Source organism: Quatrionicoccus australiensis, assembly GCF_020510425.1.
Taxonomy (GTDB): Bacteria; Pseudomonadota; Gammaproteobacteria; order Burkholderiales; family Rhodocyclaceae; genus Azonexus; species Azonexus australiensis_A.
Map to the genome: position 1 here is coordinate 2828185 of NZ_JAHBAH010000001.1, position 23224 is coordinate 2851408.

Consider the following 23224-nt stretch of genomic DNA (forward strand, 5'->3'; position numbering starts at 1 on the left):
GTCGGTTCCTTAGCGGTAAAGATTGATCGCGTCGCGGGTTTGTTGCGCGACCTGGCGGGCGGCGGCGGCGAAATTCTCGTCCTTGCCGGCATAGAGAATGGCGCGCGAGGAATTGATCATCAGGCCGGTGCCGTTGGCGGTGCGGCCGGCGCGGACGGTGGCTTCGATGTCGCCGCCCTGGGCGCCGATGCCGGGCACGAGCAGCGGCATGTCGCCGACGATTTCACGGACGCGGGCGATCTCGGCCGGGAAGGTGGCGCCGACGACCAGCGCGCACTGGCCGGTCGTGTCCCAGGTGTGGGAAGTCAGGCGGGCGACGCGCTCGTAGAGCTTTTCGCCGCCGACATCGAGGAATTGCAGGTCGGAGCCGCCGGCATTCGAGGTGCGGCAGAGCAGGATGACGCCCTTTTTCTGGTAAGCCAGGTAGGGATCAACGGAATCGCGGCCCATGTAGGGGTTGACCGTCACGGCATCGGCCTGGAAGCGCTCGAAGGCTTCAATGGCGTATTGCTCGGCGGTCGAACCGATGTCGCCGCGCTTGGCGTCGAGAATGACCGGGATGCCGGGGTGCTTGGCGTGGATGTGGGCGATCAGCGCTTCGAGCTGGTCTTCGGCGCGGTGCGCGGCGAAGTAGGCGATCTGCGGCTTGAAGGCGCAGACCAGATCGGCGGTGGCATCGACGATGTCGGCGCAGAAGGCGAAGATCGCATCGTCACGGCCGTGCAGGTGGATAGGGAACTTGGCCGGATCGGGGTCGAGGCCGACGCAGAGCAGGGAGTTGTTCTTTTGCCAGGCGGCGGCAAGCATCTGGATGAAGGTCATGGGGCGTCCTTGGGCTTTGCAGACGGGAGGTAACGGGAGAATTTTTCCGGCAGCAGGCAGTTCTGCAGGCTGCGCTGGGTGAAGATGAAGCGGCCGTCGCAGACGAAACCGAGCTGCTGCCAGTCCACTTCCTTGTTGAGCATCATCGTGCATTCGATCAGGTCGCGCCGGCTGATCCGCTGGTTTTTCGGAAACAGGGCGAGAATGGAACCGTCGAAGCTGTTGCAGTCGTGCAGGAAGAAGGGTTCGGGCTTGCGCGTGCGGCCATTGACGTAGATGCGCGGGTGCTCGCTGATCGGGAAGGCGCGGCCCCACTGCCACCAGTTGCTTTCGTCGAAAACCTTGACGCGGCGGGCGAGCAGTTCTTCCTTGTGCTTGTCGAGATGCGGATGCTTGATGCCGTAGAGCATGCGGCGGGTGGCGCCGGTTTCGACGGTCTTCGAATAAACGAATTCCATGTTGCCCTTGGCGTGCGTGTAGATCTGGTCGGCCCCGGAGACGGCGCCGACCTTGACCGCGAAGACGTCGGCAAAGCGCACGCTGTGGTCGTCGCGCAGGAACATCAGCTGGCCGTCGGCCTCGACGCAGCGGCGGCCGTCGTCCATGCGCCGGTCCATGCGGCCCTTCTCGAAGCGGAAGATGGCGCAGTTCGGGGTGTGTTCGTCGAAGACGCGGACGTCGCCGGTCTCATAGAAATGCGTGATGCTGCCCTGCGCGTACAGCCAGGCGTTGAGCTTCTTGGCGGCGGTCAGCTTGATGAACTCGCGCGGCACGATGAAGACCAGTTCGCCGCCCGGCTTCAGGTGGCGGATGCATTTTTCGATAAAGAACAGGAAGAGGTTGCTGCGTCCGTCAAACAGTTCGGATTTGAGCTTTTTCTTGGTGTCGACCGCTACGTCCTGATAGCGGACATAGGGCGGGTTGCCGACGATGCTGTCGAACAGCTCGTTCTGCGGGTAGTCGAAGAAATCGCAGACACGGGCGCCGGGCGGCGCGACGCGCGCATCGACCTCGATGCCGACGCAATCGGCCTGGCGCGCCTGCAATTCCTTGAAGAAAGCGCCGTCGCCGGCCGAGGGCTCGAGCATGCGGCCCCGATTGCGGCAGAGGTCGAGCATGAAATCCACGACCTTGGGCGGTGTGAATACCTGGCCGAGCTGGGCGACGTCGCGGCTCATTCCGTCTTGTTGTCCGGCGTGGCGGGCGGGCAGGCGTCGGCTTGCCGCGCCTTCTTTTCCCAGTAGCGGGTGTTCTTGCTCTCGTCGGCGAAGCGGAAGCGGCCGTAAAGCTCGCAACCCTTCATGCCCGGATCGCACGGCAGGTTGTTGATCTTCGTGCAGCGATCAGCCACCTCGTGCGGACACCCCCAGCCGCCGGCCATGCCTTAGCCCGCCTTGCCCCAGGAGTCCTTGAGCGTGACGGCGCGGTTGAAGACCGGCTGGCCGTCTCTGGAGTCCACGCGGTCGGCGACGAAGTAGCCGTGTCGCTCGAACTGAAAGCGTTCTTCCGGCTTGGCATCGCGCAGGCTGGGTTCGAGCTGGGCGGTGATGGTCTGGCGCGAAGCGGGATTGAGGTCGCTGAGGAAGTCGCGTTCCAGGTCCGGGGCATCGCCTTCGCGGCGGGCGCCGGGGGCGGGCACGGTGAACAGGCGCTCGAACAGGCGAATCTCGGCGGCGTAGGACTGGACAGCCGACACCCAGTGCAGGTTGCCCTTGACCTTGACGCTGTCGGCACCCGGCGTGCCGGACTTGGTTTCGGGCAAATAATTGCAGTGGACCGCCACGACCTTGCCGTTTTCATCCTTGTCGCAACCGGTGCATTCGACGACGTAACCGTAGCGCAGGCGCGCCATGTTGCCCGGGAAGAGGCGGCGGAAACCCTTGCTCGGGACTTCCATGAAGTCCTCGCCCTCGATCCACAGCTCGCGGCTGAACGGAATCGAACGCTGGCCGAGCTCCGGGTGCAGCGGGTGGTTCGGCGCGAAGCATTCCTCGACCTGGCCTTCCGGGTAGTTGTCGATGATCAGCTTGACCGGGTCGAGCACGGCGATGCGGCGCTGGTCGGACTCGTTCATCACTTCGCGCATCGCATCTTCGAACAGCACGTAGTCGATCAGCGAGTCGTTTTTCGAGACGCCGATGCGCTCGGCGAACAGGCGGAAACCTTCGGCCGAGTAGCCGCGCCGGCGGGCGCCGACCAGGGTCGGCATGCGCGGGTCGTCCCAGCCGGAAACATGCTTCTCTTCAACGAGCTGGATCAGCTTGCGCTTGGAGAGCACGACATAGGTCAGGTTGAGGCGCGAGAACTCGATCTGCTGCGGAAGCGGCCGTTGCAGCAAGCCGGCTTCGGCGAGGCGTTCGAGCAGCCAGTCGTAGAATGGGCGCTGGTCTTCGAATTCCAGCGTGCAGATCGAATGCGTGATGTTTTCCAGCGCATCCTCGATCGGGTGCGCGAAGGTATACATCGGGTAGACGCAGTACTTGTCGCCGGTATTGTGGTGCGTCGCGTGGCGGATGCGGTAGATGGCCGGATCGCGCAGGTTGATGTTGGGCGAGGCCATGTCGATTTTGGCACGCAGGATGTGTTGACCGTCGGCGAATTCGCCGGCCTGCATGCGCTTGAACAGATCGATGTTCTCGGCGACGCTGCGGTCGCGGAACGGCGAATTCTTGCCGGGCTGGGTCAGCGTGCCGCGATTGGCGCGCATTTCGTCGGCCGACTGGCTGTCGACGTAGGCGTGGCCAGCGGCGATCAAGGCCTCGGCCGATTGCAGCATCCAGTCGAAATAATTCGAGGCGTAGTAGAGGTTGGTCTCGCCGTCCTTCGCCCACGAGCAACCCAGCCACTTGACCGCATCGATGATGGAATCGACGTATTCCTGGTCTTCCTTCTCCGGATTGGTGTCGTCAAAGCGCAGGTGGCAGCGGCCGCCGTATTGCTCGGCGAGGCCGAAGTTGAGCAGGATGGACTTGGCGTGGCCGAAGTGCAGGTAGCCGTTCGGCTCGGGCGGGAAACGGGTGCGCAGTTTGGCGCTGTCGAGCGGGGCGGCGGCATGGTCGGCAGCGGTGCCGGGCTGACCGGCCCAGTGGCGTTGCGCGTGTTTGCCGGCAGCGAGGTCGGCCTCGACGATGTTCTTGATGAAATTGGCGGCGGGAGCCGGGGTGTTGGCGGGCTGATTCGGGCTGCTCACGGGAAAACCTCTGATTTCAATCCCGCTATTTTAACCGGCAGAGGCCGCCTGACCGCGAAAAAAAGCCCCGCCGCAGCGGGGCTGGTGCCATTTTCAGATCCGGAAGCGTGCCGTGGCCGTTTGCAGGGCCTGTGCCGTCCCGAGCAGGGCTTGTGCGGCCTGGGCCGTGATACCCATGCTCTCGCCGGTGTGTTCGACCTGGTTGGCGATGCGCTCAACCTGCTGCGCCAGTGCCGTACTCGCCTCGCTCTGTTCGCGGGTCGAGGCGGCGACGTCGCGGACCAGGCCTTGTGCGGAACGCGAGCCCTCGGCGATGCGCTGTAGCAGGTCGGTGGTTTCGCAGGCGGTGGCGCGTGCCTTGTCGGCTTCCGGCAGGGCGGCATCCATGATTTTCGCGGTGTTGATCGTCTCGCTCTGGATTCGGTCCACGACGCCCGAGATTTCGACGGTCGCCTTTTCGGTCCGTTCGGCAAGGACGCGCACTTCGTCGGCAACTACCGCGAAGCCGCGGCCCTGTTCGCCGGCGCGGGCCGCTTCGATCGCCGCATTGAGGGCAAGCAGGTTGGTCTGGCCGGCAATGTCCTTGATCACCGAGGCGATGCGGGCGACTTCCTGGGTGTTGGCAGAAAGCGTGCGCACCTGTTGGGCGGCGCTGGCGACCGTGCCCGACATCGTTGCGATGTCGTCGGCGACGGTCTTGACGCTGGCTTCGCCCTGGACGGCGAGGCTGGCGGCGTTGCTGGCGTAGCGGTCGGTTTCGTCGGCGTTCTCGGAGACGTGGGTGATCGATACGGTCAGTTCTTCCATGGCGGCAGCCATCGCCTGGGTAGCCTCGGTTTCCGCCTCGGCGGCGAGTGCGACTTCGCTCGAGGTATCGGCAATTTGCCGGGCCGAACTGGCGACCTGGCTGGCGCCCAGCGCAATTTCGCCCATCATGGCACGCAACGCGCCGACCAGATTGCCCAGTTCGCCAAGCAGGCTGTCGCGCGGCGGCGATCCCAGGGAAACCGTCAGGTCGCCATTGGCGACCTTGCCCATCGCGGCAAGGGCATCGGCCGGCTCGCCGCCGATCTGGGCGAGGATCTGGCGGGCGATCCACCAGGCCACGGCACCGACGCTGAGCAGAATGAGTGCGATGACCAGGGCGGCGTTACGCACCTGCTGGTAGAACAGGGCATCGAGGTCGTCAATGTAGAGACCGGTGCCGATGATCCAGTCCCAGGGCTCGAAATGCGCAGTGTGCTGCAGTTTCGGAATCAGGATTTCGCTGCCGGGCTTGGCGGTTTGGGTTTCGGTGAACTCGCTCTTGTCGAGCGCCGTCTGGATCAGAGAGCGGACGATGTAGGCGCCGCTTTTGTCCTGGCGATCCCAGTGCGATTTGCCGACGTACTCGGGGCGGATGGGGTGCATGACGCCCATGCCCTTGCTGTCGTAGACGTAGAAATATTCGTTGCCGAGGTAGCGCATGCTGCGCAGGACGTCCTTGGCCAGCTTCTGGGCCTGTTCGCGGTTCAGTTCGCCGCGGCTTTCCTGGGTCTGGATGTCCTTGACCACGGTCATCGCGATGTCGACAGTGGCTTTCAGGGTGGCTTTGCGGTCTTCCAGCAATTGACCGCGCAGATGGATGATTTCGAAGGCGCCGAGCGCTAGCAGTCCGATCAGTGCGACGATGACCGACAAGGTCAAGCGCCCCTTCAGACTGTTGATGTCGAACAGTTTCATGTCACCTCCATTATTGGCATGAGGCTCACCAACCGGTGAGCCTCATGCCGTATTTGTTATGTATCTGAGGCGCAGAGTAATCTGGCCCCGGGGGCTTGTCCAGCGTCGGAAAATACCAGGTTGCCAGTAGCTGCGTTCTCGGATTGCGCGTATTAGCCTATGGCGACTGCGCTGTATTCCAGTTTGAGCATTCAGCCGGGCAATACTGCAATCAAACTGCAATAAAAACTTAAGAGAATGGCCGTTCCGAATTCATTCCAATGGAGATCCTCATGCGTTCCTTCTTTCTTGTCGGCCTTTCCGCCCTGACCCTTGCCGCCTGTGCCAGCTCGACGCCGGCTCCGGAAAAAACGGCTGCCCCGGCACCGACTGTTGCTGCCGCTCCTGCTCCGGCCAAGCCGGCGCCGCAGTGTTACTCCGGCGATCACGGCAAGTTCTTCGATGTCGGTTCGCGTACCTCGATTTCCGGGGTCGATGTCGTTTGTCAGCCGACCAGCGATGGCAAGGGCGCGCAGTGGATGGGCGCCAAGAGCAAGCGCTAAGCTGCTCTTGCGGTTCAAGGGCCACCTTTGCGGTGGCCTTTTTGTTTTTCAGCGCGCCGCTTTGAGCAGTAGCAGGCAGGCGCGCGAGGCGGCCAGGTCGAGCGCACTGAAATCGTCGAAATTCTTCAAGGCCGGATTGGCGCCCTTGTCGAGCAGCAGTTTGACGAGATCGGGCTTGCTGTTCGAGGCGACGTACATCAGGCAAGTTGCACCGTTGCCGTTCTGGTTGTCGATATCGACGCCAGCCGCGAGCAGGCGTTCGATCAGGGCATGGTCGCCGTGGTAGCAGGCCAGCCAGAGGGCGTTGCAACCATCTGCGTTGCGCGCATTGAGCTCGGCGCCCAGCACGAGCAACTGTTCGACGATGTCCAGGCGGCCGAGTTTGGCGGCGCGCATCAAGGGCGTGAAGCGGCCGTCGGCCGATGCGGCATTGATGTCGCCGGCAAAGCCGTGCTCGGCGAGAAAGGCGCTCAGTTCGGGCGTCATGCGGGTTCCTTGCTACGTTGGGGATAGGGTGGCCCGGTTTCGATGCGGGCATCGTTGATCGGCAGGCCGACCGTGAAGTGATAAACGCTCTGGTAGCGCGTGGCGTCCACGCCGAACAATTCATGCACCGGGTCATCGAAGAAGCAGCCGATGCCGGTACCGCGCACGCCGGCGGCTTCCGCTTCGAGATAAAGCGCCTGGCCGACCAGGCCGGCTTCGCGCAGCAATTCGCGGTAACCGTGGCCGTCGACCGTGGCGGCGGCGAATTCGCCGAGCATGCCGAGCGAAAAGGCACTGGTCGCGGCAATGTCCTGGTGGCAGGAGAGCGAGCGGGCCAGCCTTTGCAATTCCTGCAAATCCGCTTCACAAAGCTGGATCAGGCCGAGATGCGGCGGGCAGTCAGCATCGAAGGCGCTGACCGGGCGGCGCTGCGCAAAGCGGGCCTCGGCCGGTGCTAGCGCGGCGGGCAGGGTGCTGGCGGCGGCCGGCGTGCGCGGCAGCAGGTAGAGGCCGCTGGCCAGGCCGTCGACGCGCAGCACGAAGAGCAGTAGGTGGATGCGACTCGGCGCTGCCTGCGCCAGCCAGGGCGCCTGCGGGCGCGGCAGGACGCCGTCGAGCAGGCGATAGAAGGCGGTTTTGGCCAGGCCGTGTTTGGGATCAAAGCGCTGCGCGCTGCGCCGTTGCCGGATCAGCGCGGCGGCGCCGACCAGGTTCGGTTGCGGGGTGAGCGGCGGCAGCGGGGAAAATGCCACTTTTTGCGTGGTCGACCGTTGCGCCCGGCTGGCGCTGGCGACCTGGTCGATGGCCGGCCAGCGATAGCCGGGCGCAGCATCGATGCGGCTCGGCGTGCCGTGCCAGCTGGCATCGCGCAGCCAATCGGCGAGTCCGTCGCCGTCTGGCGGCATGTGCAGGCCGGGCGCGCGCAGGGCGACGAGGATTTCCGGCTCCTCGCATTCGGTGAAGGCGTAGCGCGAAGGCGGGAAATCTTCCGGGCGATCCAGACCGAGGCAGTGCTGCAGCGTGCCCGCATCGACAGCAAGCGGCACCACTTCCCAGCCGAGCAGCGCCGCCGCGTAGCCGAGGGCGCCGAGCGCATGGCCGACGTCGAGCTGGCAGTAGCGAAAGGCGCGCTCGCCGTATTTCCAGGCCTCGCGCCACATGATGCTGGACAGGCCGACCGCCAGCCAGGGCTTGTCCCCGACAGCAACAGCGGCGCGGCCTTCGAGGGCGTGATTTTCCGGATCGTAGTGCTGCACGCCCGCCGGTATGCCGGGCAGGCCGGCGCTCAGCACATAGGCTTCAACCGGGTGCAGGTTGCCGGAGGAAGGATTGCAGCGCAGTGCCCAGCGGTTCGGCCCCCAGCTTTTCCAGGCGGAGAGTCCGAAGGACAGTTCGAGCAGCGCGCCCAGGTTGGCAAGATCGGGCGCGATTTGCTTTTCGGGCTTTTCCGGCAGTCGACCGTATGGACGCTCGAAGCGGTCGGCGCTGAGCGGCAGTTCGAGCACCGGCGCGCCCGGATAGTGACGGAAGGCTGCCGGCTGGGCATCCCAGTCGAGCTGGCCGGGGCCTTCGGCGTAGGCGGCGAAGCGATGCTTGCTGCGGGCGTGGTAGGCACGCACGACGTCTTGTGGGGTATCCGACACGGTCAGTTGCTTCTTTCGAGATCAATTCGGGGGCGGGGCGCTTGCAGCTGGTCAGTGGCTGGCGGCCGGCCTGCCGCAATCATTCACGGCGAGTGGCCGTGAATGAAAAACAACACGCAGCCTGCACTCAATGCCGCCGACCGGATTGCAAGATGTTTCCGATGCCTTGCTCAGGCAGCGACTTTCTCGATTTGTTCCGGCGCCAGGCCGGCCTGGGTGATCAGGCTGCCTTCGCTGGTGTTCCACCAGACGACGACCCAGGCCGTGCCGTCCGGGTCGATGCGCTCGACCTCGCAGCGCGAGCCGACCATGTTCATGAACATGTCGAGGTCGTCTTCGTCGAGGTCGGGGTCAGGCGTGATGTCGAGAATGCGGATCTTGTCGCCGGGGGCGACGCTCAGGCCCTTGCAGTCGATGGTGGTGGCGCTCATGGCAGACTCCGTTGGCAGTGTGTTCCGGGTTCGGGGGCGTGTCGCAAAGTCGACAGGACCGGCCGGGTTTCCCTTGATGTGCAACAGGCGTGCCAGGGCGATCCCGTGCTCAGGCTGTAGGTGCCGTGCGGAAAGAGGCTATGGCGGCGGGCCAGCCCTGGGATGCTGACCTTGCTGCTTCGTCTCAGGCGATGCCGAGTGCGGCCCGCAGCATTTTGCCGCCGGGAGTCAGCAGGAGTATCAGCGTGCCGCCGTTGAGCAGGACAGTGCTCCAGAAAACACCGAGAAACGCGGCCTTGCCCGATTTGTGCCGTAAATGGCTTTGTGCCAGCAGCGCACCCGGCCAGCCGCCGATCAGGGCCAGCAGGTGCAGGGTGCTTTTCTTGGTGCGCCAGCGGTTTGCGCGGGCTGCCGATTTGTCGTGGGCATAGACGCCGAAGGTGACGAGGCTGGCAGCGAAATACAGGGCCGGTACGGCGGTCGGCAGCTTGCCCGCCCAGGCCGACAGCGCAACAAAAAGCAGGAAGCCGATGGCGAGATTGGGCGTGAGCCGGTTCGCACCGGTCGACCGGCTGTCGCGGGCGGTTTTCCGGCGAAGGACGAAGTCGACCGCGCTGGCCTGCGCTCGGCCGCTCTCGTCGCGGCGCAGTTCGTATGTCACGATCTGCGCGAGTGCCGGCCTTTGCCGGCGACTGACGAAGGACTTGATATGGACGAAGACTTGGTCGCCGCCGCTGTTCGGCGTGATGAAGCCGTAGCCCTGATCATCCTTCCAGGCGGTGATTTTTCCCTGATGGCGCATGCACGACGGTGATGGTTAAGTGCTTGTTATTGTCGCCAATTTACAAGACGTAAAACAGGACCGCGATGAAATGCGCCAGGCTGCCGGCGATCACGAACAGATGCCAGATGCCGTGCCAGTGGCGAAAGCGCTCGTCGAAGGCGAAAAAGATGATGCCCACGGTGTAGAAAATGCCGCCGGCTGCCAGCCAGGCAAAGCCGGCGAAGCCGAGGGTGGCGAGCAGCGGCTTGACGGCGACGAGGACGATCCAGCCCATCACGGCATAAATGACCAGCGACATGATGCGTGCTTCCGAGCGCGGCTTGATTTCCTGCAACATGCCGACAAGGGCCAGCGTCCACACCACGCCGAACAGCGACCAGCCCCACGGCCCGCGCAGGCTGATCAGGCAGAAAGGCGTGTAGCTGCCGGCGATCAGCAGGTAGATCGACAGGTGATCGAGCTTGCGCAGGACGTTTTTCACCCGGCCGCGCACGCTGTGATAAATGGTGGAAATGCTGTACAGCACGACCAGCGTGCTGCCGTAGATGGCGGCGCTGACCACCTTCCAGGCATCGCCGCTGGCGGCGGCGAGGACGACCAGCCAGATCGCGCCGGTCGCAGCGAGCAGGGCGCCGATCAGGTGAGTCCAGGCGTTGAAACGTTCTCCGTAGTACACGGCGGCCCTTTCTGGCAGGCAGCGAAATGATCCGGACATACTAGCCCCGATTGCGCTTTGGCTGCGTTGCAACTCTGTAACGTCTCGTGTCTTTCATGGCTTAAGCCCCCGATTTGCTGCAAAATTCGCGGCTTAACTTTTGCAGGAAAAGGATGGCGTCCAAACGCGGCGCGATCTGGAAGATGGCACAGAACAACGAACAGAAACGACCCCGGGCGGAAAGCAACGAACGCCTGCTTTGCCTGAGCGCCGATTACGGACGCTTGCGCGGCATGCAGCGCAATCTTTTACGGTCGACCGGTGAAAAACGGGCAAAGCTGCAGGCCGATTTCGCGGCGCTGCTGGAAAAATCGCGCGCCGGGCTGGAAAAGCGTCAGGCCAGCCTGCCCAAACCGGAATTCCAGGCCGATCTGCCGGTCAATGAGCGGCGCGAGGAGATCGCGGCGCTGATCAGTAAGCACCAGGTGGTCATCGTCTGCGGCGAAACCGGTTCGGGCAAGACGACGCAGTTGCCGAAAATCTGTCTTGAGCTCGGCCGCGGCGGCGCCGGGCTGATCGGTCACACGCAGCCGCGCCGGCTGGCGGCGCGCTCGGTCGCCACCCGTTTGGCGCAGGAGCTGAAGACGCAGGTCGGGACGGGCGTCGGCGTCAAAATCCGCTTCCAGGACAAGTCGACCGCCGACAGCTGGGTCAAGCTGATGACCGACGGCATCCTGCTCGCCGAGTCGCAGTCCGATCCGTATCTCTCGGCCTACGACACGATCATCATCGACGAGGCGCACGAGCGCAGCCTGAACATCGATTTCCTGCTCGGCTACCTCAAGCAGTTGTTGCCCAAGCGCCCTGATCTCAAGGTCATCATCACTTCGGCGACCATCGACGCCGAGCGCTTTTCCCAGCATTTCAGCGCGAATGGAAAACCCGCGCCGGTGATCGAGGTGTCGGGCCGGCTCTACCCGGTCGACGTGCGCTACCGGCCTGTTTCCGATATCGAGAAAAAGGACGACGAGCGCGATCTCTACGACGCCATCGTCGATGCCGCCGACGAGTTGTCGCGCCTGGGTTCCGGCGACATCCTGGTCTTCCTGCCTGGCGAGCGCGAAATCCGCGAGGCGGCGGAGGCTCTGCGCAAGCACGCGCTGGCGCGGCCGGGTTTGTCGACGGCGCATGCGCCGGAAATCCTGCCGCTCTTCTCGCGCCTGTCGGCTGGCGAGCAGGACCGTATCTTCAAGCCTTCAGGCAGCCAGCGGCGCATCGTGCTGGCCACCAACGTCGCCGAAACCTCGCTGACTGTGCCGGGCATCCGCTACGTCATCGACACCGGCCTGGCCCGCGTCAAGCGCTACTCCTACCGCAACAAGGTCGAGCAACTGCAGATCGAGAAGATTTCGCAGGCGGCGGCCCGCCAGCGCGCCGGGCGTTGCGGCCGGGTGGCAGCCGGCGTCTGCATCCGTTTATACGACGAGCTCGATTTCAACGCCCGCCCGCCGTTCACCGATCCGGAAATCCTGCGTTCCTCGCTGGCCGGCGTCATCCTGCGCATGAAGTCGCTGAAACTGACCGACGTCGAGAGCTTCCCCTTCATCGAACCGCCGCCGGCCAAGGCAATTGCCGACGGTTACGCGCTGTTGCAGGAACTCGGCGGGCTCGACGAGGAAAACCGTTTAACGAAGGTCGGCGATGCGCTGGCCCGTTTGCCGCTCGACCCACGCATCGGCCGCATGCTGGTTGCGGCGCGTGACTTGGGCTGCCTCAAGGAAGTCATGGTCATCGCCGCCGGCCTGTCCACGCAGGACCCGCGTGAGAGGCCGCAGGAGCGTCAACAGGCGGCGGACGAGAAGCACAAGCTGTTTGCCGATGAGAAATCGGAATTCCTCAGTTGGTGGAAGCTGTGGAACTGGTTCCAGAACGCCGTCGAACACAAGAAGTCGAACAAGCAACTGGTCGATACCTGTCACAGTCACTTCCTTTCGTATTTACGCCTGCGCGAATGGCGCGAAGTGCACAGCCAGTTGCATTCGATGATCGGCGAGCTGGCCGCCAAGGACGGTGGCTGGAAGGAAAGCGAGATTCCCGGTACCTATGAGGCCATCCATCAGGCCCTGCTCTCCGGCCTGTTGGGGAATATCGGCTGCAAGGCCGACGAATCCGGCTACTACCTCGGGGCGCGCGGCATCCGTTATCTGATCCACCCGTCGTCGCCGCTGCAGAAAAAGGCCGGCAAGTGGATCATGGCGGCCGAGATCACCGAGACGACGCGCCTCTTCGGGCGCTGCGTGGCCCGCATCGAAGATGGCTGGATCGAGAAAGTGGGCGCTCACCTCATCAAGCGCCAGTATTTCGATGCGCACTGGGAAAAGCGCTCGATGCAGGTGGCCGGCTGGGAGCGCACGACGCTCTACGGTATCGTCATTAACCCCAAGCGGCGCATCCATTACGGGCCGCTGGCGCCGGCCGAGGCGCGCGAAATCTTCATCCGCCAGGGCCTGGTCGGCGAGGAAATCGACGAGGCTTTCGCCAAGCGCTGGCCCTTCTACCAGCACAACCAGAAGCAGATCCGCGACATCGAGCACCTCGAACACAAGCAACGTCGCCAGGACGTGCTGGTCGATGACGAGCTGATCTTCGCTTTCTACGACTCGATCATTCCCGAAGGCATCCACAACGGCGCGACTTTCGATCACTGGCGCAAGGAAGCCGAGCGCGACAACCCGAAGCTGCTCTTCCTCGCCAAAGACGACCTGATGCGCCACTCGGCGGCCGGCGTCACGACCGAAGCCTTTCCGCACCATCTCAAGCTGGGCGGCGTCGAGTATGTGCTCACCTACCATTTCGAGCCCGGCTCGCCGCGCGATGGTGTCACTCTGACCCTGCCGCTCGCCCAGTTGAACCAGATTCCGGCCGGTCGTATGGAATGGCTGGTGCCCGGCCTGCTCAAGGAAAAGCTGGTGCAGCTGATCAAGACGCTGCCGCAGCGCATCCGCGCCAAGCTGGTGCCGGTGCCGGAATTCGTCGAGGAATTCATCGTGGCGACGGCCGGCAACGACCGCAAAATGGGCCAGGGCCTGATCGCGCCGCTGATCGACTACATCCTTGAAGCGCGCGGCCTGAACGCGCGCGGCTGGGCGGTGACGCCGGACGCTTTCCGGCCCGATGCGCTGCCCGCCCATTTCTCGATGAACTACAAGTTGATCGACGAGCACGGCCGCCAGCTCGACATGAACCGCAGCCTGGTGCAATTGCGCGCCGACTGGGGGCGCGAGGCCAAGCAGGAATTCGCCGAGCTGCACGAAACGCCCTCGGAATTCACCAAGCTCACCGACTGGACCTTCGGCGAATTGCCGGAGCTCATGGAAGTGCCGGTCGCCGGTCAGACCGTACTCGGCTATCCGGGGCTCAGCGACGACGGCGAAACGGTCAGCCTCAAGGTGTTCGATTCGCCCGAGGAAGCCGCCGAGGCGCATCGCGTTGGCCTGCTGCGCCTGTTCATGCTGCAGTTCAAGGAGCAGGTGAAGTATTTCGACAAGAACGTGCCCGGCCTGACCCAGATGGCGATGCAGTACATGGCCCTGGGCAGCAGCGACGACCTGAAGAACCAGATCGTCGCGCTGACCTTCGAACGCGCCTGCCTGACCGAACCGCTGCCGACGACGCCGAACGCCTTCAAGAGCCGCTGTGGCGACAGCAAGGCGCGGCTTGGCCTGGTCATGCAGGAAGTCTGTCGCCTGGTCGGCACGGTGCTCACCGAATGGCAGGCGGTCGTCAAGAAACTACCGGCCTTCAAGGCGCATGCGGCGGCAACGCAGGATATCGAGGCGCAATTGAAGCGCCTGATGGGCAAGAACTTCGTTTCCGAAACGCCCTTCGAGCGTCTGGCGCATTACCCGCGTTACCTCAAGGGCATCCAGGTCCGTCTCGACAAGCTGAAGTCCAATCCGGCGCGCGACACGCAGTTGATGGCCGATTACGCGCCGCTGTGGACCAATTACGAACGGCGCGCCATCCTGCTCGCCAAGCAGGGCACGTTCGATCCGCAGATCGAACAGTTCCGCTGGCTGCTCGAAGAGCTGCGGATCAGCCTGTTCGCGCAGGAACTCAAGACGCCGGTGCCGATGTCGGTCAAGCGTCTGCAAAAACAATGGGAAGGAATTCAATATGGCTGAGGTGATGCTTGCCCTGATGCGAACGCTGGCCAGCCTGCGCGACGGCCGAGTCTGGCGTTACCTGCTGTTGCCGGCGCTGTTCTCACTGCTGCTCTGGATCGCGCTGGCCTTCTGGGGGCTGGGTGCGCTGGTGGACTGGCTGCTCGGCCATCCGCCGATGACAATTCTGATCGGCTGGGGCGTCGCCTGGTTAGCCTACATCCTGGCCTACCTCGGCGGCTGGATGGCGATCTTCGCCTGCGCCTACCTGACCGCTTCGCTGCTCACCGCGCTATTTGTCATGCCCTTGCTGCTCAAGCATCTGGCGACAACCGAGTATCGCGACGTGGCGCCGATGGGCAAGGACAGTTTTGTCGCCGCAGCGGTCAACAGCATTTTTGCCTCGATTTTGTTCGTCGCCGGTTGGCTGCTGACCCTGCCGCTGTGGATCGTGCCGGGCCTGTCCTTGTTGCTGCCGATGTTGCTGATGGCCTGGCTCAACCGGCGAACCTTTGCCTACGATGCGCTGTCGATGCATGCCACGGAAGAGGAATGGCGCAGTATTCGTCGCCAAGGCGGAATGCCGCTGTTCATGCTCGGCCTGGTCATGGCGCTGCTTGCCCATGTCCCGGTGCTCGGCCTGCTGGTGCCGACGCTGGCGGCGCTGGCATTCGTCCATTTCGGACTGGAAAGCCTGCGCCGCTCGCGCGGCGGGGCGGTCGTCACCATCGCGGGAGAAAGGCTATGAGCCGTACCTTTGGCGCAGTCATCATCGGCGATGAGATCCTGTCCGGCAAACGCCAGGACAAGCATTTCGAGAAAATTGCCGGCATGCTCGGGGCGCGCGGCCTGCGCCTGTCCTGGGTCGAGTATCTGGGCGACGATTACCAACGTCTGGCGGCGACCTTCAAACGCACGATGGCGGCCGGTGACGTGGTGTTTTCCTGCGGCGGCATCGGCAATACCCCGGATGACCATACGCGGCAGGCCGTGGCGCTGGCGCTGGGGGGCGATCTCGAACTGCACCCGCAAGGCTTCGAGGAGCTGAAGGTGCGTTTCGCCAACGAGGAAATCACCGACCAGCGCAAGCTGCTGGTGACCTTTCCGCAAGGCGTCGAGATCATTCCCAATCCGTTCAACCGCATTCCCGGCTTCATGGCGAATGATCACTACTTCGTGCCGGGCTTTCCGCAGATGGCACACCCGATGATCGAATGGGCGCTCGATACTTTCTATCGGGACGAGTTCAAGGCGGTTGGCGGCACGGTCGAGAAAGCCTTCCTGCTGACTGGCCCGACCGCTTATGAAAGCGCGCTGCTCGACCTGATGGAGCGCATCGTCAAGGATTACCCGACGCTGCGCCTGTTCTCGCTGCCCTCGTTAAACGGTCAGGAGCGCCGTCATCTCGAACTCGGTGTCGAAGGCGAACCGGGGCTGGTCGATCAGGCGATGGAGGAAATTCGCGTGGAGGTCGAAACGCGCAACATCAACTGGGTATGGCGCGCCTGAGTCGTTCGTAGCGGTAAACGTAAAAAACCCGGCCATTTTGCCGGGTTTTTCATGTGCAGCGAAGGTGCCGGATTACTTGGCGGCGGTCTTCTTGGCGGCGGCGCTGGTGGCGCTGGTCGTCTTGGCCGTGGTCTTGGCGGCAACCTGCATGTTGGCTTCGGCGATGTCGGCCAGTTGCTTGGCCATGCCAGTCATGCTGCCAAAGGCCTTGGTCGAGGCGTCGAGCATGGACTGCATGGTGGCGGCGAACACTTCACCACCGACCGGAGCCGAGGTCTTGGCCTTGGCAACGGCGCTGCTGGCGTTCTTGCTGAAGGTGCTGTACTGGGCTTCCATGACCGAAGTGACTTCCTTCTGCATCTCGGTGACCAGGTCGTAGACGTTGCGCGAGTAGTCCATCCACTTGTCGACGCCCGGCTTGGCGAGTTCGCTGTTCAGCTTGGCGACTTCGCTGGCATCCTTGGCGGCCATCAGCTGCTGGGTGCCGGCGACGGTGTTGTTGAATAACTCGCGGGAGGCGGCCAGGTTGAGGGCGGTCAGACGCTCGACGCCGTTGAAGGCGGTGCGGACGAGGGCCATCATCACTTCCGCGTTGGCTTTTTGTGCGGCGGTCAGTTGTTCAATATTCGGGTTGCTCATCATCATCTCCAGTCAGTTTTGGTCAGTGTGGATGAAACAAAGCCCCCGCACGCTGGCGGGGGCATTTTTAAAGCTGATTACTTCTTCTTGCTGGCAGCGGCGGAAGCGCCAACAGCCTTGACCGTTGCGTTGGTTGCGGCGGCAACGTTGGCTTCGGTGATTTCGGCAACTTGCTTGGCAGCCTTGTTCAGGTTGTCGAAAGCGGAGTTGGCAGCAGCGATGGCGGACTTCACGGCAGCAACGGCAACGTCAGAACCGGCCGGGGCAGACTTGGCAGCCTTGTCGAGCAGGTCGGCAACTTGCTTCTGGAAACCGCCGAACTGGCCTTCCAGGGTCTTGGACAGCTCTTCTTGAGCCTGGGCCGAGATTTCATAAACGGAACGCGAGTAGGCAACAGCCTTTTCAACGTTCGGCTGGGCCAGGGAAGCCTGGATGGAGATGGCTTCTTGTACGTCCTTGGCGCCGAGCAGGGCCTTGGTGCCGGAAACGGAATCTTCCAGAACCGAACGGGCGGCGTTCAGGTTCAGGGCAGCGATGCGCTCGGCCGAAGCCAGGGCGGTGTTGGCCAGGGACAGCAGGGAATCAACAGCGGTCTTGTTGGCGGAAGCGAACTGCTCGGGGGTGTTGAAGAAAGTCATGGGTATATCTCCTGGAAAATGCTGCGAACTTTGGGAACAATTTTGCGGTGCGGTGTCTGATGTTGCACTGCACCATGGCTTGAATTATAGAAGTGATTGTTGCATTGTCAACAAATATTTTGTGCGGTGCACCAATGGCTCGCAATCACTTTTAAATCAGTTCGTTAAGTTCTTTCCGGAGGCTGGTCTGATGCGGCTTTCGCCAGGACTTTATGGGGCAATGCACTATTCGCGTGCAGGCATGTCGGTCAAGCCGCCAGCACCCTTCAATTCAAGGCGCTCACCGCGCCCAGCGGGTTGTACCGGCTGGCTTCCCTTGCTTTTCGGCTGGATGACAGCGCGTACCCGTGCTGGCGGACCTTTCGGATCGCGCGTTTCACCGGCAGTGACGAGATATTTCTCGCTGACCGCGTCGTACCAGATGTAGTCACCCCGAACCTGATCCTCACCACTCTTGACCCAGGCGCGGTGGAAGAATTCGGCAATCTCGCTATTGGTGTTGTATTCGATGCGCTCGGCTTCGCCATCGGTGTATTCGTCGCGCCCTTCGCGTTTCTGGCGGAAACGGGCCAGGCCGTTCTTGCCACCGAAGGCGGCGCCTTTCTGGAAGCCGTACTGGTCTTCGGTAATTACCACCCGATCGGCCTTGAGAAGCATCGTTCCCTTGATGATCACGACGTCGCCTTCAAGAATCTGAATCTTCTTGGCATCGTCAATCGAAATACGGTTGGCTTCGAGTTGCATCGGCTTGTCGCGATCTGCCTTTTCGGCAAAGGCGCTCGAGGCGGCCAACAGGCAGAGGGTAAGAGTGGCGAGACGAAGGTTCATGGCGTTGCCCTGGGTCGGATGTACAGGCCGGTAACCTGTGATTGCAGCACGAAAGTGGATGCGTTGTTGTCCAGTTGCGCCCCGACGCCCTTGATCCAGGACTGGCCCTGGGTGATTTCAACCGGACTTTGGGTGAAAGCCGTGCCGGCATCGGGGTTTGCAGTCAGGTCGGGCATGCGTGCCACCATTTCGGCCCGGTCGGGCAGGGCGGCACGAGTCACACTGACATTGTCGCGCAGGAAGATGGTTTCACCCTTGGCGGTGACCGTCGCCCGATCACTGGTCACGGTGACCGGTGGCGAGTCCGGGCGAAAACTGATCAGGGTGGGCGACTTCAGTTCCGAACTGTCGTCGTCGCCGTAATGGACGAGGTAGGGCGAGGTCAGACGGTATTTGACCTTGCCGGTGTTGTCGAAGCGGCGCACGACAAAATTCTCGGCATAGGCATCCGGGTCGTGACGCAACTTGGCACTGGGCTTCGGCTCCTCCCGGTCGACTGCTCTTTGCAGCCAGAAACTGAACCCTGCCAGCAGAGCCAGCAGAATGACGGGGATGACTTGGCTGGGCCAGTTTTTCATTGCGTTTCGAGATTGGTGGCGCGGGCTTGGGTATTCATCAGATGACCTTGGCCGTGAACAGGTCATGCATGTTGAGGGCGCCAACCAGGCAGCCATCAGTATCGACGACGAGCAGGGCATTGATGCGCAGGCGCTCCATCATCTCGACGGCTTCGACGGCGAGGCGGTCGGGGCCGATGCTGCGCGGCGCCGGATGCATGACCGAGGCGATGTTGCCTTGCTGCAGGTCGAGACGTTTTTCGAAGGCGCGGCGCAGGTCGCCGTCGGTGAAAATGCCGAGCGCCTTGCCAGCCGTATCCGTGATGACAACCAGGCCGAGGCCGCCGCGTGACATCGCGATGATCGCATCGGTGATGCCAGTTTCCGGCCCCACGCTGGGTACTTGCTCGCCGGCGCGCATGACGTCGCGCACATGGGTGAGCAGACGCCGGCCGAGCGAGCCGCCCGGGTGCGAACGGGCGAAATCTTCCGGGCTGAAGCCGCGGGCGTCGAGCAAAGCAACAGCCAGCGCATCGCCAAGTGCCAGCGCAGCCGTGGTGCTGGCAGTTGGTGCCAGATTGTGCGGGCAGGCTTCCTGGGCGACACCGGCATCGAGGTGAATGTCGGCTTCGCGGGCCAGGGTCGATGTCGGCACTCCGGTCATCGAAATCAGGCGGGCGCCGGAACGCTTGACCAGCGGCACGATGCGCAGCAGCTCTTCGGATTCGCCGGAGTTGGACAGGGCAAGCAGCACGTCCTCACGCGTGATCATGCCGAGGTCGCCATGGCTGGCTTCGCCCGGATGAACAAAGTAGGCGGGGGTGCCGGTGCTGGCCATGGTCGCCGCGATCTTGCGCGCGATATGGCCGGATTTGCCCATGCCGCTGACGATCAGGCGGCCCTTGCTGGCAAGAATCAGTTCGACCGCTTTGGCGAAGTCATCGTTTATCCGGTTTTTCAGGGCGTCGACCGCTGCCGCTTCAATGCTCAGGGTCTGGCGACCCAGTTCCAGAGCGCGTTCCGGTGAAAATCGAGAAGCTGTTTGGCTTGGGTTCATGGGCTGGCTGCGGTTATGATGGCCGAAGTATACCTGAATCGCGAAAACGGCCTTGAGCGCACTCTCCCTTATCCTCCTGCTGCTTGGTGCATCGGTCCTGGCCGTGATCGTCTTTCGCCGATTCAACCTGCCGCCGGTGCTCGGGTATCTGCTGGTCGGCAGCATCATCGGGCCGCATGCGCTGAACCTGTTGCGCGATGTGCATCGCGCCGAATACCTGGGCGAGTTCGGCGTCGTTTTCCTGATGTTCTCGATCGGCCTGGAATTCTCGCTGCCCAAGCTCTATGCCATGAAACGCATCGTGTTCGGCTTGGGCTTGCTGCAGGTGCTGCTCAGTCTGGTACTGATTGCGGCACTGGTCATGTTCTTCGGCGTCAATTGGCAGCTCGGCATCGCCTTGGGTAGCGTTTTCGCGATGTCATCGACGGCGGTCCTGACCAAGTTGCTGGCCGAGCGCATGCAACTCGACTCGGCGCACGGGCGCGAAATCATGGGCGTCCTGCTCTTCCAGGATCTGGCCGTGGTGCCCTTGCTGGTCCTTATTCCTTCACTGACCCAACCGCCGGAAAAGCTCGCGATCCTGCTCGGTATCGCCTTGCTCAAGGCGGTCGTCGTTCTCTCCATCATTCTGGTCTTTGGCCAGAAGCTGATGCGCAAATGGTTCTATTTTGTCGCCCGGGCCAAGTCATCCGAGGTGTTCGTCCTCAACGTACTGCTGATCACGCTGGGGCTTGCCACCGTCACCGAACTGGCCGGCCTGTCGCAGGCGCTGGGCGCGTTCGTCGCCGGCATGCTGATTTCCGAGACCGAATACCGTCTGCAGGTGGAAGAAGACATCAAGCCATTCCGTGATGTGCTGATGGGGCTGTTCTTCGTCACGATCGGCGTCAAGCTCGATCTCAATATCGTCGTTGGTTTGTGGTGGCAGGTGCTGCTCGGCCTGGTTGCCCTGCTCGTCCTGAAAAGCGCCGTGGTCGGCTTGCTCTCGTGGCGCCTGGGTTCGACGCCCGGTAACGCGATACGTGCCGGCCTTTGGCTTTGTGCCGGTGGTGAATTCGGCTTCGTGCTGCTGGGCGAAATCGCCCATATACCGAAAGTCATCGAACAATTGGCCCTGACCATTCTGGTCCTTTCCATGCTGGTTGCTCCGTTTGTCGTCCAGTACAGCGAGAAATTGGTGATGCGTTTCGTTGCCAGTGAATGGCTGTTGCGCTCGATGCAACTGACGCAGATTGCCGCACTTTCCATGGGTACCGAAAAGCACGCGATCCTCTGCGGTTTCGGTCGTAGCGGCCAGTATCTGGCGCGCTTCCTGACGGAAGAGGGTATCAATTACATCGCGCTCGATCTTGATCCGGATCGCGTTCGCGAAGCCGCGGCCGGCGGCGAAACCGTGGTTTTTGGCGATGCCGGTCGCAAGGAGGCGCTGATTGCTGCCGGCCTGATGCGGGCCAGTGTTGTCATATTCACGATGAGCGACACGCCGCTTGCCGAAAAGGTCTTGCACCACGTGCAGGCGTTGCGACCGGATTTGCCGGTGATCGTGCGGACCTCGGATGAGCGTGACATGGGGCGTTTGTCCAAGGCCGGTGCCGCCGAGGTCGTCCCGGAAACCCTGGAAGCCAGCCTGATGCTGGCCTCGCATGCGCTGGTTCTGGTCGGGGTGCCGCTGAACCGCGTTCTCAAGCGTATTCGCCTGATCCGCAGCCAGCGCTATCGCCTGTTGCGCGGTTTTTACCGCGGGCTTTCGGATCGGGATGAAGACGAGGAGCAGCAGCCCCGCTTGCATTCCGTGTGGCTGACACCGGGGGCTGCGGCAATAGGCCAGACCTTGCAAGAGCTTGATCTCGAAAACTTCGGTTGCGAGGTCAGCGCGATTCGTCGGCGTGGCATCCGTGCCGTCGAACCGGCACCAGAAACCCGCCTGGAAGAAGGTGACGTGGTCGTTGTGCTGGGTGATCCGGAAATGGTCACTGCGGCGGAAGAGCGCCTGCTGAAAAATGAAAAAGCCCGCCGGGGCGGGCCGAGATAGTTGCTGCCCGTTTCAGAAGCCGAGGCAGACCGTATAGATTTTGTTGTCTTCGTATTTTGTGGCGGCGGTTTTGCTGCTGTCCATCGCACGTAACGAGCCGCCGTTCGCTGCGCCATCATCAATCGTGTTGTCCAGTTGTTGCGCCAACTTGCTGCTGATGCCGCCGCTACAGGCAAAATAGGTGCCGCTCAGATCGGCGATGGGAGGTGTTCCCATCTGAATGCCAACACGTCCGCCCTCGGCATTGGTCGGTAGCCCGGCCTTGGTCGAGTCTGTGAAATCGGTGCTGCCGGTGGCGAGGCCGGCCAATCGGATGTGCTGCCAGAACAACACATTTTCATCGTCGATCACTTTCGAATCCCATGCGCCTTCAATAATGCCGTTGCCGAGCGCGTGCGTGGTTGGGCCACTGGCTATCTTGGCTCCCGTTAAATGGCTCCCCGTATTAATGTCATCACCCGGCAGTGCCTTGAACTTGTCCTGATAGCCGTAAATGAAAAGCGGGATGGCACGCAGGTCTCCGGCCAGATTCTTGACCTTGGCGCTGTTGACCATTTCCTGCCCTTTCAGGACGCCCCCGAGCAAGAGGCCGATAATGACCAGAACAATCGCTATTTCGATCAGGGTGAAACCACGTTGACTCCTTTGCATAATTCTCTCCTGTCTTGTTTTACGGGAATATCCCTGAGAAATTATACGTATGGAATATTTTTTGCGGACCTTGTGTGTTGTAAAGATTTATGAATTTGGAATTAACGTGCTGCACGGCGTGTCAAGGCAGGCGTCCCGCCGCGATCAGACGGCTGTAGAGGATGTTGCTCGAGAGCCAGACCAGATGGTCGTCAAATTGTTGTGAGTTGCTACCGAACGTGCTTGCAACAAAAAGACGGTCTCCATTCAGATTGGCGATTTCGTCCTTGTCGACCGGTGTCTGAGTGCCGTTTTTACCCAGCGAAAAGATGATGGCAGTCGCATCCTTGATGAGCGCGGTATCGCTGGCGCACTCGGCGCTGCCCGCGCTACCCGTGCTGTTGTTGGCCGTGTTGCAGACGCGCAGGTCAGGGGCGGGCGGTGCGCTACTGTGCCAGGCATTGCGCACGCCATTTTGTGTTGCCAGGCAGAAATCGGCACCGCAGGCCGGGTTTTTGAAGGCGGAGAGGGCATAGCGGATGGGGTTCCCCCAAGGGTCGATGGCATAGCCTTGTGCGTTGACCGGCTGAATCCCCAAGCTAACTGCCGGCAGGTAACCGTCCCATGGATTACTGCAGTTTCCACCTCCCTCCGGTGATTCGATGCCATTTTTGCCTGGTGCGGCGGGGCAGGGCAGACGATTTTGAGCGATTGCAAAACCAAGCAGGGCCTCCTTGGCCTCGTCCAGTTGGTGACGGGCTTCAAAATTGGCAGTGTTGTCCTGCTGGGCGGAAAAATTGAGCATCAGGCTGCTTGAGAGCAGTGCCACAACAAGCAGAACAATGCTGAGCTCGATCAGGGAGAATCCGCGGTTATTGGGTGGGTGCATCGGGCGG

At 62.3% G+C, this 23224-nt stretch carries 22 protein-coding genes; 5 read left to right on the plus strand and 17 right to left on the minus strand.

From position 1 onward, the window contains the following. Positions 1–9: 9 nt before the first annotated feature. From pyrF to KIG99_RS13610, 5 genes are all read right to left on the minus strand, one after another. The gene (gene pyrF / locus KIG99_RS13590; protein ID WP_226460643.1) at positions 10–822 is read right to left on the minus strand and encodes an orotidine-5'-phosphate decarboxylase; all 813 of its coding nucleotides are present in this window, start codon (positions 820–822) and stop codon (positions 10–12) included. Further along, entirely contained in the window at positions 819–2000 is a 1182-nt protein-coding gene (locus KIG99_RS13595; RefSeq protein WP_226460644.1) for an Eco57I restriction-modification methylase domain-containing protein, read from the minus strand. Before KIG99_RS13595 ends, pyrF begins: the two co-directional genes overlap by 4 nt. Continuing rightward, positions 1997–2203: a hypothetical protein gene (locus KIG99_RS13600; RefSeq protein WP_226460645.1), complete on the minus strand. Its 207-nt coding sequence runs from the start codon at positions 2201–2203 to the stop codon at positions 1997–1999. The genes KIG99_RS13595 and KIG99_RS13600 overlap by 4 nt, the downstream gene beginning before the upstream one ends. A gap of 3 nt (positions 2204–2206) precedes the next feature. After that, complete coding sequence (locus KIG99_RS13605) at positions 2207–4012, minus strand: glutamine--tRNA ligase/YqeY domain fusion protein (RefSeq protein WP_226460646.1); 1806 nt, start codon at positions 4010–4012, stop codon at positions 2207–2209. A 93-nt stretch (positions 4013–4105) separates the two neighbouring features. Beyond that, entirely contained in the window at positions 4106–5734 is a 1629-nt protein-coding gene (locus KIG99_RS13610; RefSeq protein WP_226460647.1) for a methyl-accepting chemotaxis protein, read from the minus strand. A gap of 272 nt (positions 5735–6006) precedes the next feature. Here KIG99_RS13610 and KIG99_RS13615 point away from each other — a divergent pair, with 272 nt between their 5' ends. Then, positions 6007–6276, plus strand: a complete 270-nt coding sequence (locus KIG99_RS13615; RefSeq protein ID WP_226460648.1) for a hypothetical protein — start codon at positions 6007–6009, stop codon at positions 6274–6276. Positions 6277–6324: 48 nt separating this feature from the next. Here the strand turns inward: KIG99_RS13615 and KIG99_RS13620 are convergent, their stop codons facing one another. The 5 genes from KIG99_RS13620 to trhA all read right to left on the minus strand — a co-directional run bounded on the left by KIG99_RS13620 (position 6325) and on the right by trhA (position 10296). Then, positions 6325–6762, minus strand: a complete 438-nt coding sequence (locus KIG99_RS13620; RefSeq protein ID WP_226460649.1) for an ankyrin repeat domain-containing protein — start codon at positions 6760–6762, stop codon at positions 6325–6327. Then, positions 6759–8405 carry a nitroreductase family protein gene (locus KIG99_RS20765; protein WP_226460650.1) on the minus strand — a complete coding sequence of 549 codons (1647 nt, stop codon included), beginning with the start codon at positions 8403–8405 and terminating at the stop codon, positions 6759–6761. The genes KIG99_RS13620 and KIG99_RS20765 overlap by 4 nt, the downstream gene beginning before the upstream one ends. Before the next feature lie 170 nt (positions 8406–8575). Next, positions 8576–8836 (minus strand): hypothetical protein, encoded by a 261-nt coding sequence (locus KIG99_RS13630; RefSeq protein WP_226442497.1) that lies wholly within the window; start codon positions 8834–8836, stop codon positions 8576–8578. 184 nt (positions 8837–9020) lie between these two features. Then, complete coding sequence (locus tag KIG99_RS13635; RefSeq protein WP_226460651.1) at positions 9021–9638, minus strand: DUF1294 domain-containing protein; 618 nt, start codon at positions 9636–9638, stop codon at positions 9021–9023. Between the two features lie 40 nt (positions 9639–9678). Continuing rightward, a complete protein-coding gene (trhA, locus tag KIG99_RS13640) occupies positions 9679–10296 on the minus strand; it encodes a PAQR family membrane homeostasis protein TrhA (protein WP_226460652.1) in 618 nt (205 codons plus the stop codon). 272 nt (positions 10297–10568) lie between these two features. Between trhA and hrpA the strand changes: the two genes are divergently transcribed. Genes hrpA through KIG99_RS13655 form a run of 3 tightly spaced genes read left to right on the plus strand, consistent with a single transcriptional unit; the run spans position 10569 to position 15947 of the window. Then, a complete protein-coding gene (hrpA, locus tag KIG99_RS13645; protein WP_226461833.1) occupies positions 10569–14459 on the plus strand; it encodes an ATP-dependent RNA helicase HrpA in 3891 nt (1296 codons plus the stop codon). Beyond that, on the plus strand, positions 14452–15186 hold the full coding sequence (locus KIG99_RS13650) for an EI24 domain-containing protein (RefSeq protein ID WP_226460653.1): 735 nt from the start codon (positions 14452–14454) through the stop codon (positions 15184–15186). Before hrpA ends, KIG99_RS13650 begins: the two co-directional genes overlap by 8 nt. Beyond that, positions 15183–15947, plus strand: coding sequence for a competence/damage-inducible protein A (locus tag KIG99_RS13655; RefSeq protein WP_226460654.1), 765 nt, complete (start codon positions 15183–15185; stop codon positions 15945–15947). The genes KIG99_RS13650 and KIG99_RS13655 overlap by 4 nt, the downstream gene beginning before the upstream one ends. Positions 15948–16019: 72 nt before the next feature. On the opposite strand, the gene KIG99_RS13660 is transcribed toward KIG99_RS13655, so the two are convergent. From KIG99_RS13660 to KIG99_RS13680, 5 genes are all read right to left on the minus strand, one after another. Beyond that, positions 16020–16586 (minus strand): phasin family protein, encoded by a 567-nt coding sequence (locus tag KIG99_RS13660; protein WP_226460655.1) that lies wholly within the window; start codon positions 16584–16586, stop codon positions 16020–16022. Between the two features lie 77 nt (positions 16587–16663). Further along, positions 16664–17224 carry a phasin family protein gene (locus KIG99_RS13665; RefSeq protein WP_226442503.1) on the minus strand — a complete coding sequence of 187 codons (561 nt, stop codon included), beginning with the start codon at positions 17222–17224 and terminating at the stop codon, positions 16664–16666. A 225-nt stretch (positions 17225–17449) separates the two neighbouring features. Further along, a complete protein-coding gene (lptA, locus tag KIG99_RS13670) occupies positions 17450–18052 on the minus strand; it encodes a lipopolysaccharide transport periplasmic protein LptA (RefSeq protein WP_226460656.1) in 603 nt (200 codons plus the stop codon). Then, entirely contained in the window at positions 18049–18630 is a 582-nt protein-coding gene (gene lptC, locus KIG99_RS13675) for an LPS export ABC transporter periplasmic protein LptC (protein ID WP_226460657.1), read from the minus strand. Before lptC ends, lptA begins: the two co-directional genes overlap by 4 nt. Before the next feature lie 37 nt (positions 18631–18667). Next, positions 18668–19666, minus strand: a complete 999-nt coding sequence (locus KIG99_RS13680; protein ID WP_226460658.1) for a KpsF/GutQ family sugar-phosphate isomerase — start codon at positions 19664–19666, stop codon at positions 18668–18670. 52 nt (positions 19667–19718) lie between these two features. On the opposite strand from KIG99_RS13680, the gene KIG99_RS13685 reads away from it, so the two are divergent. Next, positions 19719–21698 (plus strand): monovalent cation:proton antiporter family protein, encoded by a 1980-nt coding sequence (locus KIG99_RS13685; RefSeq protein ID WP_226460659.1) that lies wholly within the window; start codon positions 19719–19721, stop codon positions 21696–21698. Between the two features lie 12 nt (positions 21699–21710). Here KIG99_RS13685 and KIG99_RS13690 read toward each other — a convergent pair whose 3' ends face one another. After that, positions 21711–22349: a prepilin-type N-terminal cleavage/methylation domain-containing protein gene (locus KIG99_RS13690; RefSeq protein WP_226460660.1), complete on the minus strand. Its 639-nt coding sequence runs from the start codon at positions 22347–22349 to the stop codon at positions 21711–21713. 121 nt (positions 22350–22470) lie between these two features. Further along, on the minus strand, positions 22471–23217 hold the full coding sequence (locus KIG99_RS13695) for a type II secretion system protein (RefSeq protein ID WP_226460661.1): 747 nt from the start codon (positions 23215–23217) through the stop codon (positions 22471–22473). Positions 23218–23224: the final 7 nt, after the last annotated feature.

Bases quoted from the DNA above. Each gene is read 5' to 3' on its own strand.
- lptA (WP_226460656.1), bottom strand. From the start codon at position 18,052: ATGAACCTTCGTCTCGCCACTCTTACCCTCTGCCTGTTGGCCGCCTCG.
- KIG99_RS13655 (WP_226460654.1), top strand. From the start codon at position 15,183: ATGAGCCGTACCTTTGGCGCAGTCATCATCGGCGATGAGATCCTGTCC.
- hrpA (WP_226461833.1), top strand. From the start codon at position 10,569: ATGCAGCGCAATCTTTTACGGTCGACCGGTGAAAAACGGGCAAAGCTG.
- lptC (WP_226460657.1), bottom strand. From the start codon at position 18,630: ATGAAAAACTGGCCCAGCCAAGTCATCCCCGTCATTCTGCTGGCTCTG.
- KIG99_RS13620 (WP_226460649.1), bottom strand. From the start codon at position 6,762: ATGACGCCCGAACTGAGCGCCTTTCTCGCCGAGCACGGCTTTGCCGGC.
- KIG99_RS13615 (WP_226460648.1), top strand. From the start codon at position 6,007: ATGCGTTCCTTCTTTCTTGTCGGCCTTTCCGCCCTGACCCTTGCCGCC.
- KIG99_RS13610 (WP_226460647.1), bottom strand. From the start codon at position 5,734: ATGAAACTGTTCGACATCAACAGTCTGAAGGGGCGCTTGACCTTGTCG.
- KIG99_RS13630 (WP_226442497.1), bottom strand. From the start codon at position 8,836: ATGAGCGCCACCACCATCGACTGCAAGGGCCTGAGCGTCGCCCCCGGC.
- KIG99_RS13595 (WP_226460644.1), bottom strand. From the start codon at position 2,000: ATGAGCCGCGACGTCGCCCAGCTCGGCCAGGTATTCACACCGCCCAAG.
- KIG99_RS13635 (WP_226460651.1), bottom strand. From the start codon at position 9,638: ATGCGCCATCAGGGAAAAATCACCGCCTGGAAGGATGATCAGGGCTAC.
- KIG99_RS13690 (WP_226460660.1), bottom strand. From the start codon at position 22,349: ATGCAAAGGAGTCAACGTGGTTTCACCCTGATCGAAATAGCGATTGTT.
- KIG99_RS13660 (WP_226460655.1), bottom strand. From the start codon at position 16,586: ATGAGCAACCCGAATATTGAACAACTGACCGCCGCACAAAAAGCCAAC.
- KIG99_RS13665 (WP_226442503.1), bottom strand. From the start codon at position 17,224: ATGACTTTCTTCAACACCCCCGAGCAGTTCGCTTCCGCCAACAAGACC.
- KIG99_RS13680 (WP_226460658.1), bottom strand. From the start codon at position 19,666: ATGAACCCAAGCCAAACAGCTTCTCGATTTTCACCGGAACGCGCTCTG.
- KIG99_RS13650 (WP_226460653.1), top strand. From the start codon at position 14,452: ATGGCTGAGGTGATGCTTGCCCTGATGCGAACGCTGGCCAGCCTGCGC.
- pyrF (WP_226460643.1), bottom strand. From the start codon at position 822: ATGACCTTCATCCAGATGCTTGCCGCCGCCTGGCAAAAGAACAACTCC.
- KIG99_RS13600 (WP_226460645.1), bottom strand. From the start codon at position 2,203: ATGGCCGGCGGCTGGGGGTGTCCGCACGAGGTGGCTGATCGCTGCACG.
- KIG99_RS13695 (WP_226460661.1), bottom strand. From the start codon at position 23,217: ATGCACCCACCCAATAACCGCGGATTCTCCCTGATCGAGCTCAGCATT.